We start from the raw sequence: 16,542 nt of genomic DNA, 5'->3' as shown, positions 1-16,542 counted from the left end.
ATAGGGATGTCTTTGGGGCCTCTGATTATTCAATCCGACCGCACGGTACTTCTTGAAACCGACCACCAAGATGCCAATGAAGCTCGTCACGAGCTCGCGATCTTTGCCGAGCTGGAACGCGCGCCAGAGCACATTCACACCTATCGCATCACAAAGCTTGGGCTCTGGAATGCTCGAGCAGCCGGTCATGATGCGGATTTCATCCTTAGTTCTTTAAATAAATGGTCGAAATACCCCGTGCCTCAGGGTGTCTCCAAAGAAATTGAGGAGACGATAGCGCGCTTTGGAAAGCTACTCATCTCTAGGGATGCAATCGGCCTGATTCTAAAAAGCGATTCCAGATCCATTCTGGCCGAAGTTTCATCGAATCGAAGAATTGCAAATCTTCTAGAGGGCGAAGTTGAGGGTGGTTTCAGAGTAAGAGACTGGGCCCGTGGTCAACTTAAGCAAGAGCTCTTGAAGCTCGGCTGGCCAGCCGAGGACAATGCCGGCTACACCCCGGGAACCCCGCACGAGATCAAACTAAAACAAGACTCCTGGCACTTGCGCGATTATCAAATCCAAGCCGTGGAGAAATTTGACCTGGGCGGTTCGGGGGTTGTGGTTTTGCCCTGTGGGGCGGGAAAGACCCTGGTTGGTGCAGCGGCAATGGCTTCGGCTGGGACTAATACCCTGATTCTGGTGACCAACACGGTTTCCGCAAGACAGTGGCGCGACGAGCTTTTGGCAAGAACTTCACTCGAGCAAGAAGATGTTGCCGAATATTCCGGGGCCCATAAAAACCTAGCAGCGGTAACTATCGCCACCTACCAAATCCTCACTACAAAGCGAAAAGGCGAATTTACCCACCTGGAATTACTGAACGCCCGAGACTGGGGTTTGGTCATCTATGACGAAGTGCACCTCTTGCCGGCTCCCATTTTCAAAATGACCGCTGACTTGCAAGCAAGGCGTCGACTCGGCCTCACCGCGACACTGGTTCGCGAGGATGGCCGAGAGTCAGACGTCTTCTCGCTGATTGGGCCAAAGCGCTTCGACGCTCCCTGGAAGGAAATTGAGGCGCAAGGCTATATTGCGCCTGCGAATTGCTATGAGGTTCGAGTTAGCCTGCCCGATGAAGAACGTATGGAATATGCCATCGCGGATCAAGAGTCGCGATTTAGAATTGCTGCCACCTCTCCTCAGAAACTGGCAATCATCAAAGAGCTTTTAGCAAAGCACAAGGGCGAGCCGACTCTGATTATCGGCCAGTACCTGGATCAAATTGATACGGTTTCCGAGGCACTGAATATTCCTAAGCTCACGGGAGCAACTCCGGTTGACGAGCGCGAAGCATTATTTAATAAGTTTCGTTCGGGTGAGCTAAATACACTTGTGGTCTCCAAGGTTGCAAACTTCTCGATTGACCTACCCGAGGCATCGGTTGCCATTCAGATCTCTGGAGCTTTTGGATCTCGGCAGGAGGAGGCGCAGCGACTTGGAAGGCTTTTGAGGCCCAAGGCTGATGGCCGTTCCGCCGCCTTCTACACGGTTGTTGCTCGCGACACGGTCGAGCAAGACTTCGCCCAGAACCGGCAGCGCTTTTTGGCTGAACAGGGCTACAGCTACGAGATATTGGACAGCGAAGACATCTGATACAGCTATTTCACAGACTACTTACAGCTAAGAGGCGCAGGATTGACCTATGGAATCCTTAAAAGTGTTAGTAGTTGATGATGAGCCAAACATTCGTGACCTTCTCTCGGCAAGCTTGCGCTTTGCCGGACACACAGTTCTCACTGCCCCCAACGGCACGGATGCAATAAACAAAATTATCGAGACCCAGCCAGACATTGTGCTACTCGATGTGATGCTTCCTGACATTTCGGGTTTTGGAGTCACCAAAAAAATTCGTGGAATGGGGATCGAGACTCCGATATTGTTTTTGACTGCCCGCGACGACACCGAGGACAAGGTCACCGGGCTCACAGTGGGGGGCGACGACTACGTTACAAAGCCTTTCAGTCTCGATGAAATTATGGCGAGAATTTCGGCAATCATGCGGCGAACTGGAAAAGGCGATGATAGCGACTCGTTGATTCGCGTGGGCGAACTAGAAATTAACGAGGACGCTCACGAGGTTTCAGTCGCAGGCCAAGTTGTCGACCTATCCCCCACCGAATACCAACTCTTAAGATATCTGGCCTCCAACCCGAATCGAGTGCTCACCAAGGCGCAGATTCTCGATCACGTTTGGGAGTATGACTTCAACGGGGAAATGGGTATCGTAGAGAGCTATGTTTCTTATCTGAGAAAGAAGCTGGACCCGCTAAGTCAAGAACCACTAATTGTCACTAAGCGCGGTGTTGGCTACTTATTGAAAGGCCCCAAAGGCTAAAACTTGAAACCCAAGATGCTCGCGATATGGGAGCGCATTTCGCTCCGATCCAAGCTCACCGCTCTAGCGGTGAGCTTGATTGGGCTTCTGCTAACCGTGTCGAGTGCGGGAACCGTAGCGCTTTTATCCACATATCTTCAACAAACAACCGATGCACTCCTACTTTCCACCGCCAACTCCCTTAGAAGCGAAAACCCCCTCCAACTTGAGCAAAGAGTCAGCTCCGGGGACCTCGCACTACCCTCATTGCCGAGCGATTATTACATTGCCATATTGGATGCCGAGGGTAATCAATTCTTAGGCCTGGTCTCTGCCTCCGGTGGTGGCAGAACCGTGCCCAATTTCTCTTTTCTAGCGCTCGACGCGGTAGTTGAAACAGAAGCAACCCCGTTTGACGTAGAAGTACAAGTGGAAGGGGGGCTAGATTCTCACTGGCGCATGGTCGCCATTCCCCTGACTCGTGCCAACGGTTCGGTAGTAGTTGCCTTACCCACGAGCTCGAATCGCCAAATCATTGCGCAATACGGGGTGATTGGCGCAAGATTTGGAATCTTCCTGCTGGTGGTCTCTGGCCTTAGCATCTGGTTGACCATAAACTCGGCCCTCAGGCCGCTAAAAGAAGTTGAGCGCACAGCTTCTGCCGTAAAGGCTGGAAAGTTCAATTCCAGACTGGTAGAAAGACACGGCAAGACCGAAATTGGCAGGCTCAACGGGGCACTAAACAGCATGCTAGATAGCATTGAGAGCGCTGTTTCTGGAAAAGATAAGACTTTGAATCAAATGCGCCGCTTTGTCTCTGATGCGAGTCATGAGCTGAGAACCCCCCTTGTCACGGTGCGCGGATATGCTGAGCTCTATCGCATGGGTGCAATAAAAAAACCCAAGGATGTTGCCGAGGCCATGCAGCGAATCGAGTCCGAGGCCATCCGCATGAGCGGATTGGTCGAGAGCCTACTCACCCTCACTCGATTAGATGAGCTTGGCTCATTAAACAAGGAGCGCCACGAGTTAGTAGTGCTTGCAAAACAGGTAGTCAAAGATGCATCGGTGGCCAACCCAGATGTGAAATTTGCATTTGAGACCAATGAGCAACTCATTGAAATCCAGATCGACGCCGATCGAATCAAGCAGGTATTAACCAACCTAGTTGCAAACGCTGCTCGCTTTGCTCCAAAAAACTCCGAGGTTGCGATACGCCTAAGTGCAAGCAAGGACAAAGTTCTGGTGCAGGTAATTGATCATGGTGAAGGAATCCCTGAACCGCTTCGAGAAAAAATCTTTGATCGTTTCTACAGGGTCGACAACTCACGCAATCGAGACACCGGAGGCTCAGGGCTTGGCCTGGCAATCGCAAGCGCCATCGTGATGAACCACCAGGGTAAAATTTGGGTTTCCGAGACTCCAGGTGGCGGAGCAACCTTTAATTTTGAACTCCCCTCCACAGCTTCAATAACCAAGGCCTAATCCACAGTTTCGCATTTTCACAAACGCAATGAGAACCTCAACCCTGAAACTGTTGCCATGACTTATTTCTCAGTAGATTCAGAACGAGTACTGGCGGCCAATGGCGCCATCCAAGCAACTATCGCACGCCTGCAAGGCGAAATTCATGGCCTACAAGGCCAACTCCACTCGCTCAACGACACCTGGCAGGGCCAGGCGGCCATGAGCTTCCAGGACTTAGTTCAGCGCTGGAAGATTACCTCCGACTCGGTAGAGGCCCAGCTGGGGCAAATAGGCCAGGCTCTGGCTGTAGCGGCCGGGCAATATTCCGAAATTGAACAGGCCAACCAGCGACTTTTCCTTTAAAGACAAAAAACAGGAGGGCTTTCGCCCTCCTGTTTTTTTGGTTTGAACTCTTTAGAAGTCCATGCCGCCTGATGGGTCAGAAGGCATTGCGGACTTTGGCTCTGGTCGCTCGGCAACAACTGCCTCAGTGGTTAGGAACAATCCAGCAATCGAAGCGGCGTTCTGCAAAGCGGAACGAGTTACCTTGACTGGATCATTAATACCCGCTGCAAGCATGTCAACATACTCACCGGTTGCAGCGTTTAGACCGTGACCAGCAGGAAGGTTTGCCACCTTCTCGGCAACCACGCCTGGCTCCAAGCCAGAGTTAATGGCAATCTGCTTCAGTGGCGCTGAAACGGCTACGCGAACAATTTCTGCACCAGTTGCCTCATCGCCAACTAGGTTCAGGTCCTTGAACGCAATCAAAGATGCCTGAAGAAGCGCCACGCCACCACCGGCGACGATACCCTCTTCAACAGCAGCCTTGGCATTGCGGACTGCGTCCTCAATGCGGTGCTTGCGCTCTTTTAGCTCAACTTCAGTCGCTGCGCCAGCCTTGATAACCGCAACGCCACCAGCAAGCTTCGCTAGACGCTCCTGCAGCTTCTCACGGTCATAATCAGAGTCAGTTGCGGCAATCTCGCGACGAATCTGCTCAACGCGGCCCTTGATCTGTTCTGGGTCTCCAGCACCTTCAACTATTGTGGTCTCGTCCTTGGTGATTACCACCTTGCGGACTCGGCCCAACATTGCTAGGTCGGTGTTCTCAAGCTTTAGGCCAACCTCTTCTGCAATTACCTGACCACCGGTCAGAATTGCGATGTCCTGAAGCATTGCCTTGCGACGGTCGCCAAAGCCAGGAGCCTTGACGGCTACCGACTTGAAGATGCCGCGGATCTTGTTTACAACCAAGGTTGCTAGGGCTTCGCCATCGATGTCCTCGGCGATGATTAGAAGTGGCTTGCCCGACTGCATGACCTTGTCAACAATTGGAAGCAGGTCCTTCATATTGGAAATCTTGCTGTTTGCAATTAGAACGTAGGCGTCTTCGAGAACTGCTTCTTGGCGCTCTGGGTCTGAGACCATGTATGCAGAAACATAGCCCTTGTCAAAGCGCATACCCTCGGTTAGCTCCAGCTGGATACCGAAGGTGTTTGACTCCTCAACGGTAACCACACCTTCTTTTCCAACCTTGTCGATTGCCTCGGCGATAATCTCACCAATAACGCTGTCTCCGGCAGAGATCGACGCGGTGGCAGCAATCTGCTCCTTGGTCTCAACTGGAATTGCCATTGCCAAAAGGGCATCGCAAACAGCTGCTGATGCCTTGTCGATGCCGCGCTTCAGGCTGATTGGATCGGCTCCAGCTGCAACGTTGCGCAGACCCTCTCTGACAAGCGCTTGGGCCAAGACGGTTGCGGTGGTTGTCCCATCGCCAGCTACGTCGTCGGTCTTTTTAGCAACTTCCTTCACGAGCTCTGCACCGATTCGCTCTAGCGGATCGCTGAGCTCAATCTCCTTAGCAATTGAGACACCATCGTTGGTGATGGTAGGGGCTCCCCACTTCTTCTCTAGGACTACGTTGCGGCCACGTGGACCAAGGGTTACCTTGACCGTGTCAGCCAGGATGTTCAAGCCGCGCTCTAAGCCGCGACGAGCATCTTCATTAAAGTGAATAATTTTTGCCATTTGGGTTTCTCCCGTTTGCACTAAGACTTGGTTTTAGCACTCACGTGTGTAGAGTGCTAACTACATTTTGCCACTCTAAGCCCCCGAGTGCAAGCGAAGGCCGATACGCAATAAGCGCATCGGCCTTCGTTTAGTTTGAGAACTAGCTTTATAGAGGTACGACGTTCTCGGCCTGTGGGCCTTTGTCGCCGCTCTTTACGTCGAATTCGACGCGCTGGTTTTCTTTTAGCTCGCGGTACCCATCAGTTGTGATAGCGGAGAAGTGAACGAAAACGTCCGGTCCGCCGTCCTGTGTGATGAATCCGAAACCCTTTTCAGAGTTAAACCACTTTACGGTTCCCTGTGCCATGTATTGCTCCTGATGCTCGTTACGCACTCGCGTAACTCACGAATGCATCAAGAAAAACCTTTGTTCTTACTCGACGAAGAAAAGTTTACGCTCTAACAGCTCAAAAAGATAGTCTTATCGACGGGCATGAAATGTGTTATCGAAGGGTTATAAAACAGATATGGCTGAAAACGAATTTAAATACCAAGTCTATAAAACCGATGAGCAGTGGAAAACTGAGCTTTCAGAGTTCGAATATCACGTACTTAGGATGGCGGGCACTGAGCGCGCGTACACCGGTGAGCTCCTAAAAGAAGAACGTGAGGGTAGTTACCACTGTCGCGGTTGCGATGCCTTCTTATTTGTTGCAGACACCAAATTTGACTCGCACTGCGGCTGGCCGAGTTTCTACAAGCCGCAAGACAACGCTGCGATCGAATACATCGAGGACAAGGCCCACGGCATGAGCCGCACCGAAGTTCGATGCTCAAACTGTGGATCGCACCTAGGGCACGTGTTTGATGATGCCCCGCAAACTCCAACCGGAGATCGCTACTGCATCAACTCAGTGAGCATCATCTTTAAACCCAAGGCCTGATTAGCAGCTCACTAAGCTTTGCCTGAGCCCAGAAATAAGAATCGCAGGTGGCCAGGCTTTGGGAACAGTAATTAATATTTTTGCAATCCTTGTGGGTTCTGGGCTGGGAGTGCTTTTGGGCCATCGGTTGCCTCAAAAGATGTCTAGAACCCTGACCGATGCCATGGGATTGGTAGTTTTAGTAATCGGCGCCCTAAACCTTTCGGCCTTGCAAGATGAAGCTTTTACCCAAACCGTTGGAACCTCTGGGACGCTCCTGGTTGTTTTGGGTGCACTACTAATGGGGGGAGTTTTCGGATCGCTTCTGAAAATAGAAGAGCGGTTATCCGAATTTGGCAGCTGGCTTCAGCACAAAACCTCGAGGGGTGAATCAAAAGACAAAGAACGCTTCATTGAGGGCTTTGTTAATTCTTCTCTACTATTCACCATTGGACCGATGGCGGTATTGGGCAGCTTGCAAGACGGACTCGGTCAGGGCATTGAAGTCCTGGCTCTGAAATCTACTCTTGACGGTTTCACGGCAATCGCCTTTGCGGCGGCCCTGGGGTGGGGAGTCGCGTTCTCCTTCATTCCGGTTGGGCTGTGGCAGGGTCTTCTAACACTGGCCGCTCTTGGCGCTGGCGCCGTGATGTCGGATGCGGTCATCGCATCGATTACTGCCACAGGTGGGGTTCTGCTCCTTGGAACAGCGTTGCGACTCATGCAGATCAGAATGGTGAGCGTGGCAGATTTGCTTCCAGCACTTTTGTTTGCCCCACTGCTTACGGTTTTGGTCGGAGTGATTCTTTAGCTCTGCCCGGTGAGCTTCTTCACATCTCCTAATAGGGCATCAAACTCGGCTTCAGTCATTAGACCCAATTCCATGGCGGCCTGCTTGACTGACTGGCCGGTTTTTTGGGCGTGCTTGGCGATGGCCGAAGCATTTTCATAACCCAATCTCGGCGCGAGCGCCGTCACCAGCCCAATTGAATTTTCAACGGTGTGCCTGAGATATTCAGTGTTAGCGGTGATTCCTTCGATGCAATACTCCCCCAGAACCTTGCAGCCACGCCTGAGATAAACAATGCTCATCATCAAGGCCCTGGCAATAATCGGTTCAAAGGCATTTAGCTGCAATTGCCCAGATTCAGCCGCCATGGTGACGGTCAGGTCATTGCCAATTACCGTGAAAGCGATCTGATTCATAACCTCGGGCATGACCGGGTTCACCTTGCCGGGCATCATCGAGGAACCTGCCTGCCTGGCAGGCAGGTTGATCTCCCCGAAGCCAGCCCTCGGTCCAGAAGAAAGCAGCCTGAGGTCGTTCGAAATCTTTGAGAGCTTTGAAGCTAAGCGCTTGAGAGTGCTGGAAGTGGACACAAACACCCCGGTGTCGCTGGTCGCTTCGATCAGGTTTTCGGCAACCGTGAATTCGTGATCACAAACCTCGCTCAGAACGGCGCACACCACCTGCGCGTAACCTTCGGGAGTGTTCAGCTGAGTTCCGATAGCTGTTCCACCTAAGTTGATTTCACTAAGCAGTGGAATCATCTCGCGGAGTCTGCCCTGATCTTCGTAAAGCGTCTGTGACCATGCGGCGAATTCTTGACCCAGAGTCATTGGCACGGCATCTTGCAACTGGGTTCTACCCATCTTGATGACTTCGGAAAACTCTTTTGATTTGATATTTATTGCTCCCCTTAGGGCTTCAACTTCATCAATCAGAGCAAGGATCTCAATAATCAGAGAGACCTTGATGGCGGTTGGATAAACGTCGTTTGTGGACTGGGAGGCATTCACATGGTTTAGGGGATCTATGAATTTATAGTCACCTTTTTTATGCCCCGCCATTTCAAGTGCTCGGTTCGCAATCACCTCATTGGCATTCATGTTCGTTGATGTGCCGGCTCCGCCCTGGATGGCATCAACCACGAACTCAGAATCCAATAACCCCTCCTGCACCTCTTTGGATGCAGCGATGATGTGGGCTGCTATCTCGGGAGTCAGCGCGCCAAGCTTTAAGTTGGCCGTCGCCGAAGCTTCTTTCACAAAGCCCAGCGCCCTAACAAAAGAGCGGTAGTGCCCAATTGATACCCCGCTGATCGGGAAATTCTCAACCGCTCTTAGGGTGTGCACTCCCCAGTAAACCTCAAATGGGATTTCTCGTTCGCCGAGCAGGTCTTTTTCGAGCCTCGTTGCCGTCATGCCTATAAGTATCCTCCTAACTTCGACACGGTAGTCTCCTAAGCATGGAACTCTGGACTGCGACCAAGCTGGCATTTGCCCAATTCTCGACATTTACAGGAAAGACCACTCGAGCTGACTATTGGTATTTTTTTCTAGCCCTGACGGTTGCATCGGCTGCGCTGGGAGTTATCTCGGGCGGGCTTTCTAATTTCCTCGCAATAATCACCATTATTCCCCTGGCCGCCGCTTCTGCAAGAAGGCTGCGCGACGCCGGCAAAGGAATGGGTAACTTTTTTTGGCTACTGGTTCCAGTAGTGGGTTGGATTATCTTGGTAGTTCAGCTGGCTCAGCCAGCTCGTGAAACTAAATCGATTTCTAAATAAGAGCCGACTACGGGACTTGAACCCGTAACCCCCACTTTACAAGAGTGGTGCGCTACCATTGCGCCAAGTCGGCCTGGGGTTTTAGCCCCGCCATAGCCTAATGGATAATCGCTTATCGGCACCTAGTTGTAAGCATTTCCCTTGGATTTAGGGGGATTCTCCCCCTATGACCCCCTCTTACGTCGCAGCGAGCGCCGCGTGCAGTGTCCCCATGTTTAGTTGTTACCTTCTACATTAATGCACCCCAAAGACAAACCCTGCTACCAGCTGCTACCACAATTTGAAGACAAAGCAGCCTGGCTGCAGGGGCGTTTTAGGGGTAGCCCGCTCAAAAAGGGGTGAGCAGGACTCCTGGGTCGCCCCCAGTCTGCGATACCAACAGAATTGATAAATGGAAAAAGTTGTGGGCATGAAAAAGCGGGCTCAGCTGTATGCCAAGCCCGCTTTGTCTCAACTCTATGAAGTTTTGCGCTTTTTCTCTTGCACCCAAGAGATGAAGGCAAGAATCACGATTGGGATGAGGAAAATGATGTTGAAGAAGCCCAGGAAAGCTGCAACTGTGTAAATAATGGCTGCAGTCAATGTGAACCCAGGAACTCTGGTGAAGTAGCCCAGTATGTTGAAAACTACCGCAAGCCATGTCAACAGGATGTGTGGCAACAGCAGTGCAACGCCCAGACCTGCTCCGATTGCCTCGGCATCACCTTCAGCTGCAGCGTCGCCAAATGCTGAGCCTGTTGAGGTAGTAACTAGAATCGCATATCCCAAGCCAAGCAGCATTGTGATTACAGAAATAATTGGTCTTGTCTTCATAATTTTGAAGCCCCCTAAATGTTTAATTGCTCTGGTTGACCTCGTGGCCCCCCGTTTGTATATTAACGGTAATTGATAAAACAAGGGGGAGAATCAATTGGGGAAATATCTAGCACTTGGAGCCGCGATGCTCCTGACTCTGTCAGGTTGCGTGGTCTCCAGCGAATCGGGGGCAAATGAGCCTGAGGATGCAGCCAATAGTGCCGCCAGTGAATCAAGTAGTCAACAAGAATCAACCTCCCAGGGCAATGGACCTTGGGCAGTTGGGGAGCTTTACGTGGCCAGCGACCACACGGTAATAATCAACTCTGTTCGCACGACAGTAGAGTCAGGATTTTCAGAGCCAGACAATGACTTCATTCTCCTAATTGACATGACTATTGAGAACACGGGCAATGACTCACACAGCGTCAGTAGCATCTTCGGTTTTGAGCTTCAAGGTTCTGACGACTACATGTATGACCAAGATTATTTCGCAGACACCAAAGGTGGGCTTGAAGGCGAAATTGCACCAGGGTCAAAATTGCGAGGGGAAATAGCATTTGATGTGCCCGAATTAGAGTTCTACTCTCTTCTCTACTCTCATGACTTATTCGCAGATTCAATTACTTTCCGAATTGCCGCATCCGACCTGAATATAGCCTCGTCAGCTGCCCCAGAAGAGAGCAACTCAAGCGTGGGGTTGGGAGTCGGGGATACTGCTGAAGGACCTGGCTTTACCATCACGCTCAACTCGGTTAGGTCCTCCGAGGAGGACTCGTTCAGCGGACCTGATAATGACTTTTACTTAATTCTGGACATGACAATTGAGAACACTTCCGATGAGGAAGCAAGTGTCTCATCGCTAGCTAGTTTTGACCTTAAAGGCTCAGACCTTTATCAGTACAGCGTTGGTTACTTTGCCGATGTGAAAGGTGACCTTGATGGTTCCATCCCCGCAGGCTCAAAGCTAAGAGGAGAAGTCGCCTTTGACGTCCCAGCCCTCTCATTCTACGAGTTCACCTATAAGCACGACTTCTTCGGAAGCTCGGTCACATTCCTGATTGATGAATCTGACCTGGGCTAATGAAGAAGAGCTCAACGCTGTTCTGAATGCATCGCTAAAGCGGCTCAGTTATTCAAAGCTTTTTTTAGAGTGCATCAGTCACTAAAGACGTTTGCAAATTTCCTTACTGAACTGTTCGCTTCGCAAGTCGGAAAAGGCTTGGTCTCGCCCGAATTTACAGAAAAGGCTAAAACCTTTAATTGCGAGAAATTATGTTGATTCGGGCCTGAGAGTACTCTTCATCTGAAATTACGCCATTAGTTCTAAGCTCTTCCAATTCGGCCAACCTTGCAGTAACGTCTGGTTTTACCTGAGAACTAGGCTCCAGTGAAATTTTCCCAAACTCCTCAAGGAATTTATTCTTTATCCGTTCTCCAGGGCTACTGATGAGTGCATAAGCATTGTCTACAGCAGCCACCACAGTGATGGTGATTTTGGTGTTGCCCTCTAACTCTGCGAAGTCAAGGGTGATGTCACCATGTAAGGTCCCAATCATCGGTTTCCAGTCCCCAGTCACTCTCATTAGAGGGGCCCTCTGTGAGACTTTTTTGAATCCAGCCTTGTTAAGGGTGAGAATTGAATTTTCCAAGTTGGAACTTGCAGGCCCACCAACGGTTATCAGGTCTTCGTATTTCTTTTTTATTGCCATTCACTCAGCCTTTCCTTTGCCATGGTCTAACACTGTTCTGCCGAGCCCCCTAGCGCCACTCGCAATCAACATTCAACCTCACGCTTGTTCCAGCTTGGTTCTTAACCTCAGAACCTGCTCTTGGCGTTTGGCCAGTCACGAGCCCCTTACCGCCAATGCAAAGTGAGAGCTTAGGATTAAATCCATAGTTGGCTGAAACGCTAAATTTATAACCGTTGTTCCGCAGCCACGTCGTGGCGTCGTACTCAGTGGAATTAATCAGGTTTGGCATCTTCACCATCTCAGGTGTCGGCTGAGTGTTGTTTTGCTGGGAGGAACCCCCATCAGAAATTGCTTCTGGAAAAATAAAACTAGGACTAAGTTCAGGGTCCCAACCCAGAGCCTCCTTGGCATCTAAATAACACTCAGCCTCGGGGCTGAAAGCACGAAGTTCAACGAGTAGACCTTCTGAAGCTCCCATCCAAACTGCTTGCCCAGGTAAGTCGGTTGTGCCCTCCCAGAGGGCGAGACGTTCCTGATAGTCATAATCAACCGAGTCCCAGGCAAGAACTATGCACCCCTCTTTAGCTTCTGAAAAGACCCCTTCAGGCGTGGCGATTAGGACTGGAGCGCCTTCGTAGTCATCTTCTCCTTGTGCGCCCCAGGTAAAGCTGCTGTTGGCATTCAAGCTATCAAGGACCACATTTGCTGCACCTAAGCTGTCAAATACTTCGGTTTCAGGTTCGGGTTGGTCCAGTTGTTGGCTTGAGCTGGGAGCTGGGGTACTCTCGGGGCTTTCGGCATTCGCATTTTGAGAAGCAGATGGAGAAGAGCCATCGCTTCCTTGGTCTGTACAGCCAGCCAAAAATAATGCAGCAACTAATAAAACTGCCAGTTTTTTCATGATTCCCCAATCAATTGTTAGATCGTAATACAGAAGCCAGAGAATGACAACTTTGGCAATTGACAGAGTGCCCGCAATCAGTAGCGGCTGATTGCAGGCTGGGCCAGCACTTTTCCCGAATCTGGCCACAATAGTTAATCGCCTGGCGGTGCAAAGCCGCCACTAATTTTGCTGACATGACTTGAGTAGTTTGGGCATCCCATGTGGAGAGCAGGTATCGGATATCTCAAGAGGCTATTTTCAACAGTTTTACCTTGAGGCTGTTGTCCACGGAAGAAAGGTGACGGTCAGTGAGTGGCTATTCTTTCCCCCATTGGAATCCTTTTGATGGCTGGATTCTGTGGCGATGCGAGGTCGCCTGTTCGTAATCTAACCAAGTCTTGAGCATCTCATAATCCCCAGTGGCCACTAGAACCCTTAGGTAGTCAAGTGGCTTTAGCCCCCTATTTGAATTACCTGGGTCCTTGGGTTGGAAATTCAGGTCAAAGTACCCGTGCTTGAAAAGGTAGTTGCAGTATCCAGTTATTGAACTCTGTATAGGGCCTGACCACTGTTGCACTGATTGAACTCCACGAACTCCGCATTTATCGGCCGAAAGCTGCCAAAGCTGGGCAACTTCTCTGGAAAAAGCCTCCATTTCCTGGATTTGTAGCCGCTCTTGAAAAAACCAAGTCAAATGGAAGTGGGGAAATGAATATTTGATGCCAAGAACATCCTCCAGAACCCTCAAGCTCTGTTTCATGCCGGATTTTCGTTTGAGGGAGGAGTACCTCTTTGTCTTCCCCATCGCTGTCCATACTCGTGCTAGGTCTTCGTGCTTATAAATGAGTTTCTTGTTTCTGTTGGGAAGAGTTAGTGTCTGCGTGAAGACTGCCCCTCCAAGGTCAAGCCAAGAACCAATTGCTACCCCAAGTCGCTTTCCGAATTTCCAGTACTGGTAATTCATGCATGATGGACAAACATGCTTGTTCTTGCAATGGTCAGTTACTTCAACAACTTCGCGTTTACCGAGAGATACCTTGACGAGAAGGAGTTTCATACCGCAACTAGTCACTCCCCTAATAGAAGTAAAGGAACACATAGCAATTCTGAGACTCTCTATCTCTTTTTTTGCTAGTGCAGCATTGGAGGTAGGAGAAGTGGAAGTAGATAAGTAAATACTCTTTTGCTCTTTGCCCGCTTTTGATTCGCTGGAAGAACGTGTCAATTTGTCGCACCTTAGGAACTGGTGCTTTGAGTGCCGCAAACCACCCAAAGCAACGCTTTGAATTGATTTGCGACGACTTCATAGGGCTGGCTGATGCCCCAGATTCTCTAGGCCGACTTTGCACACCCATCCGTCACTGGCTTAGACGGTCTTCAGTGCCATTCCCACAAGCCTGCAAGGCAACTACTCTTACTACTCCACTGCCCTTGAAGGGATACTCCTATACTGCCAGGCACCCTGAGAAGAAACGCCCGAGACACAGCCTGTTCGCTACTGGCGATTTCAGCCTCTTAAGCACACCTATTAGGCCAATGAGTAACCACTAGTGCATGAGCTACCACTTCTACCTACCGCAGCTCGCAAACAACACAGAAAGTTTTCATAACTGGATGGCCAAAGAGAATCATGGGGCAAGGGTCAAATTATTGGCAGGCTTTATTGCAATTTTTTCGTTTCACTTTTGTGTCAATGTTACTAGTTCGCCACGTAGGCCATGCAGCCCCTGACCCAATCTGTTAGCTCTGAATTTGTTGCACTTGGATTGTTGAATTTCACCGTGTTGGCCATACCATTGCATTGATTGTAGGCACTTTGTCGGTCCGTATTTCTACCAATATTATTGCGACCAAAATTGTAACCTGCGTCGTAGAAGGCAGACGTCGGCGCTTGACTGCCGCCATTCCCGCCGCTGTCGTTACTCATAAGACCACCTGCCAAAATCACTAGGATTGCGCCGAAGCCTAAAATTGAAATCCAGAACGAGGGTGACTTACCTGCAAGGCTCGCAGACGACGTATTGCTCGCTTTTATTGGGGAAGCAGCTTTGATGGCAGATGCTCTCTTTGCATCACGAAGAGAGGCGCCGCAATCTCTGCAGTAACGTGCAGCTTCACTTGCAGGTGAATTGCAAAATTCACACCTCATCATGTGCCCCCAGTCCTCGCCCTAATTGCTCATCGCATGCGTAAAGCATGTCTCCATCGGCATATCTTCAGTCGCCCCGAGTGCAGGGCAGAGGGATAGTCCACCCAAGACCACGAAGGTTCCCATCTTTTCAACTTCGTACAAAATTCTGGGAGATAAAGTCATTCCCCCTGCTATGAAAGACCAGCCGCTTCCCACAAACACAAGTTGCTCAGGCGAGTCAGCCGCATAAGCAATTTGGCCAGTAATACTCTCCCCTGTATTTGCGACTATGAGCGTGTAGGATTCTCCACCCAAGTCACCCGTGCACCAAGTCTCACTCTCATAAACCTCAATGGTTGAATTTTCACAGATTCCACTAGTTATGAGACTGCTCACCAACTTGGCCAACCTTGGCAGCTTGTTGCTACTGTCCAATCTCAAAGACGAATCTTGCAAAAAAGCAAACTCATTAATGCTGAGAGCACTAGCGCTGAGAAAAGCATCAATGTCTCTTTCATCGGAGGGGCCAATATGAATATTTGCGGCAAGATTAGCGCCAGGAAGATAAAAAGACTCCAAGGTAACTTCTTCAAAGATTTTTAGTGTGGACAGCGAAAGAATCGGCGCTTCAAGCAACACCCTTTTATCGCTGGAATCCACAACTGAGAATTGACCCCCGAGAAAAAGCTTGTTTAATTCGTATAGTTCATCCGACCGAAATTCAAGCTTGACAGAAATGCGCGAGCAAACATCGGCACAGCCCTCGCCAGCAACATAGTCACCCGTAATTTTGACAATTGCGGATTTCAGCACCCTATCAATAAGCTCGCTGTTTTCTTCTGCGACCGCTTGCATCTCCTCTGGCGAAAGCTCGTAGGACGCTTCAGAATTGGTCTTGGTAGCGTCGTCATTGGTAGCTGCATTCTCGCTGCCCGCGATAAGTAGCCCGAATGGATTTAGAACAGCGACGCTTATGGCAATGAGAACAATCACCCCTAGTACTGTCAAGCCCGCCTTGCGATGCCGCTTTGGAAACCTTGAAGGTCCAACCTCGCCCAATCTAGGTAAGGAATCATCACCCGAATTGTCTTTTGCAGCGGGAATGGGGACGCTTGAAACGTAAATAAGATTGCCGCAGTTATCACAGTATTTCCAGGACTTAGATTGCCACGTGAGGCAATCTGGGCAGAAAAAATCAAGCGAATCATTTGTGGTTGGTGATTCAGCTTTACGGTCATGGCCCACAGACGCTTCATCAGCATTGACTGACTGAAGATTGTTGGGTTGGTTTTCTTCTTCTAAAGCTGGTTGAGCCGCAACTAGGTAGCTAGGGTCGTCCTGCTTCGTCCCACAGTGCTTGCACAGGAGCGCAGCGCTTTTAATTTCTTCGTCGCATGCAATACAGTTTTTCACGTACTCCCCCCGCCCCCAAAAAACTTTACCAAAAGCATAGCCAGCTGAGACCTTTGATGCACGCAATGCATTGAAAGTGCGTCGCTTTACTCAAGGCGCATCAAGTGAAGGCTGGCGTCTCAAGCGCTAGTTGCTTATGCCCAAAATTGTCCTTGACAGAGCCTTGGCTACTGCCTCCTCTCTTATCTACTAACAGCGTGTGGCACCCCCTTATCGGCCCCTAGGTTTTGCGGTTAACGGCTACTAGGCCACCTATGCCCTTCCTCAATAATCAGCGCTATTAGTAGACTCTGA

General features: G+C 50.2%; 16 protein-coding genes and 1 tRNA gene. 8 read left to right on the top strand and 9 right to left on the bottom strand.

The window, feature by feature from the left end:
- The first annotated feature begins 6 nt into the window (after positions 1 to 6).
- Genes BLP47_RS03855 through BLP47_RS03840 form a run of 4 tightly spaced genes read left to right on the top strand, consistent with a single transcriptional unit; the run spans position 7 to position 4,186 of the window.
- Positions 7 to 1,635, top strand: coding sequence for a DNA repair helicase XPB (locus tag BLP47_RS03855; RefSeq protein WP_091850544.1), 1,629 nt, complete (start codon positions 7 to 9; stop codon positions 1,633 to 1,635).
- 49 nt (positions 1,636 to 1,684) lie between these two features.
- Positions 1,685 to 2,377, top strand: coding sequence for a response regulator transcription factor (locus BLP47_RS03850; RefSeq protein WP_091850542.1), 693 nt, complete (start codon positions 1,685 to 1,687; stop codon positions 2,375 to 2,377).
- 15 nt (positions 2,378 to 2,392) lie between these two features.
- On the top strand, positions 2,393 to 3,841 hold the full coding sequence (locus BLP47_RS03845) for a cell wall metabolism sensor histidine kinase WalK (RefSeq protein ID WP_091850539.1): 1,449 nt from the start codon (positions 2,393 to 2,395) through the stop codon (positions 3,839 to 3,841).
- A 57-nt stretch (positions 3,842 to 3,898) separates the two neighbouring features.
- Positions 3,899 to 4,186 carry a WXG100 family type VII secretion target gene (locus tag BLP47_RS03840; RefSeq protein ID WP_091850537.1) on the top strand — a complete coding sequence of 96 codons (288 nt, stop codon included), beginning with the start codon at positions 3,899 to 3,901 and terminating at the stop codon, positions 4,184 to 4,186.
- A 51-nt stretch (positions 4,187 to 4,237) separates the two neighbouring features.
- Here BLP47_RS03840 and groL read toward each other — a convergent pair whose 3' ends face one another.
- Positions 4,238 to 5,857, bottom strand: a complete 1,620-nt coding sequence (gene groL / locus BLP47_RS03835; protein WP_091850535.1) for a chaperonin GroEL — start codon at positions 5,855 to 5,857, stop codon at positions 4,238 to 4,240.
- Positions 5,858 to 6,005: 148 nt separating this feature from the next.
- Positions 6,006 to 6,206, bottom strand: a complete 201-nt coding sequence (locus tag BLP47_RS03830) for a cold-shock protein (RefSeq protein ID WP_091852897.1) — start codon at positions 6,204 to 6,206, stop codon at positions 6,006 to 6,008.
- A gap of 160 nt (positions 6,207 to 6,366) precedes the next feature.
- Between BLP47_RS03830 and msrB the strand changes: the two genes are divergently transcribed.
- Both msrB and BLP47_RS03820 read left to right on the top strand, forming a co-directional pair.
- The gene (msrB, locus tag BLP47_RS03825) at positions 6,367 to 6,783 is read left to right on the top strand and encodes a peptide-methionine (R)-S-oxide reductase MsrB (RefSeq protein ID WP_091852894.1); all 417 of its coding nucleotides are present in this window, start codon (positions 6,367 to 6,369) and stop codon (positions 6,781 to 6,783) included.
- A 58-nt stretch (positions 6,784 to 6,841) separates the two neighbouring features.
- The gene (locus BLP47_RS03820; RefSeq protein ID WP_091850533.1) at positions 6,842 to 7,573 is read left to right on the top strand and encodes a DUF554 domain-containing protein; all 732 of its coding nucleotides are present in this window, start codon (positions 6,842 to 6,844) and stop codon (positions 7,571 to 7,573) included.
- On the opposite strand, the gene BLP47_RS03815 is transcribed toward BLP47_RS03820, so the two are convergent.
- Positions 7,570 to 8,967, bottom strand: a complete 1,398-nt coding sequence (locus tag BLP47_RS03815) for an aspartate ammonia-lyase (RefSeq protein WP_091850531.1) — start codon at positions 8,965 to 8,967, stop codon at positions 7,570 to 7,572. The two genes, BLP47_RS03820 and BLP47_RS03815, sit on opposite strands and share 4 nt — an antisense overlap.
- 44 nt (positions 8,968 to 9,011) lie before the next feature.
- Here BLP47_RS03815 and BLP47_RS03810 point away from each other — a divergent pair, with 44 nt between their 5' ends.
- Complete coding sequence (locus BLP47_RS03810; RefSeq protein WP_091850529.1) at positions 9,012 to 9,332, top strand: DUF805 domain-containing protein; 321 nt, start codon at positions 9,012 to 9,014, stop codon at positions 9,330 to 9,332.
- Position 9,333: 1 nt separating this feature from the next.
- Here BLP47_RS03810 and BLP47_RS03805 read toward each other — a convergent pair.
- Positions 9,334 to 9,405 (bottom strand) — tRNA-Thr (locus BLP47_RS03805).
- Positions 9,406 to 9,788: 383 nt separating this feature from the next.
- The gene (locus tag BLP47_RS03800; protein ID WP_091850527.1) at positions 9,789 to 10,145 is read right to left on the bottom strand and encodes a hypothetical protein; all 357 of its coding nucleotides are present in this window, start codon (positions 10,143 to 10,145) and stop codon (positions 9,789 to 9,791) included.
- Between the two features lie 97 nt (positions 10,146 to 10,242).
- On the opposite strand from BLP47_RS03800, the gene BLP47_RS03795 reads away from it, so the two are divergent.
- Positions 10,243 to 11,211, top strand: coding sequence for a DUF4352 domain-containing protein (locus tag BLP47_RS03795; RefSeq protein WP_157671465.1), 969 nt, complete (start codon positions 10,243 to 10,245; stop codon positions 11,209 to 11,211).
- A gap of 175 nt (positions 11,212 to 11,386) precedes the next feature.
- On the opposite strand, the gene BLP47_RS03790 is transcribed toward BLP47_RS03795, so the two are convergent.
- The 4 genes from BLP47_RS03790 to BLP47_RS03770 form a co-directional block, all read right to left on the bottom strand.
- Positions 11,387 to 11,839: a hypothetical protein gene (locus tag BLP47_RS03790; protein ID WP_091850523.1), complete on the bottom strand. Its 453-nt coding sequence runs from the start codon at positions 11,837 to 11,839 to the stop codon at positions 11,387 to 11,389.
- A gap of 49 nt (positions 11,840 to 11,888) precedes the next feature.
- A complete protein-coding gene (locus BLP47_RS03785; RefSeq protein WP_091850521.1) occupies positions 11,889 to 12,851 on the bottom strand; it encodes a PASTA domain-containing protein in 963 nt (320 codons plus the stop codon).
- Between the two features lie 169 nt (positions 12,852 to 13,020).
- Positions 13,021 to 13,929: a hypothetical protein gene (locus BLP47_RS03780; RefSeq protein WP_157671463.1), complete on the bottom strand. Its 909-nt coding sequence runs from the start codon at positions 13,927 to 13,929 to the stop codon at positions 13,021 to 13,023.
- 945 nt (positions 13,930 to 14,874) lie between these two features.
- Complete coding sequence (locus BLP47_RS03770; protein ID WP_091850516.1) at positions 14,875 to 16,314, bottom strand: hypothetical protein; 1,440 nt, start codon at positions 16,312 to 16,314, stop codon at positions 14,875 to 14,877.
- Positions 16,315 to 16,542: the final 228 nt, after the last annotated feature.

Origin of the sequence: Candidatus Aquiluna sp. UB-MaderosW2red, from assembly GCF_900100865.1 — a bacterium.
In the GTDB taxonomy this organism is placed as follows: Bacteria; Actinomycetota; Actinomycetes; order Actinomycetales; family Microbacteriaceae; genus Aquiluna.
Note: the sequence above shows the minus strand (reverse complement) of the source record. Positions and strands in the feature narration are given on the sequence as shown.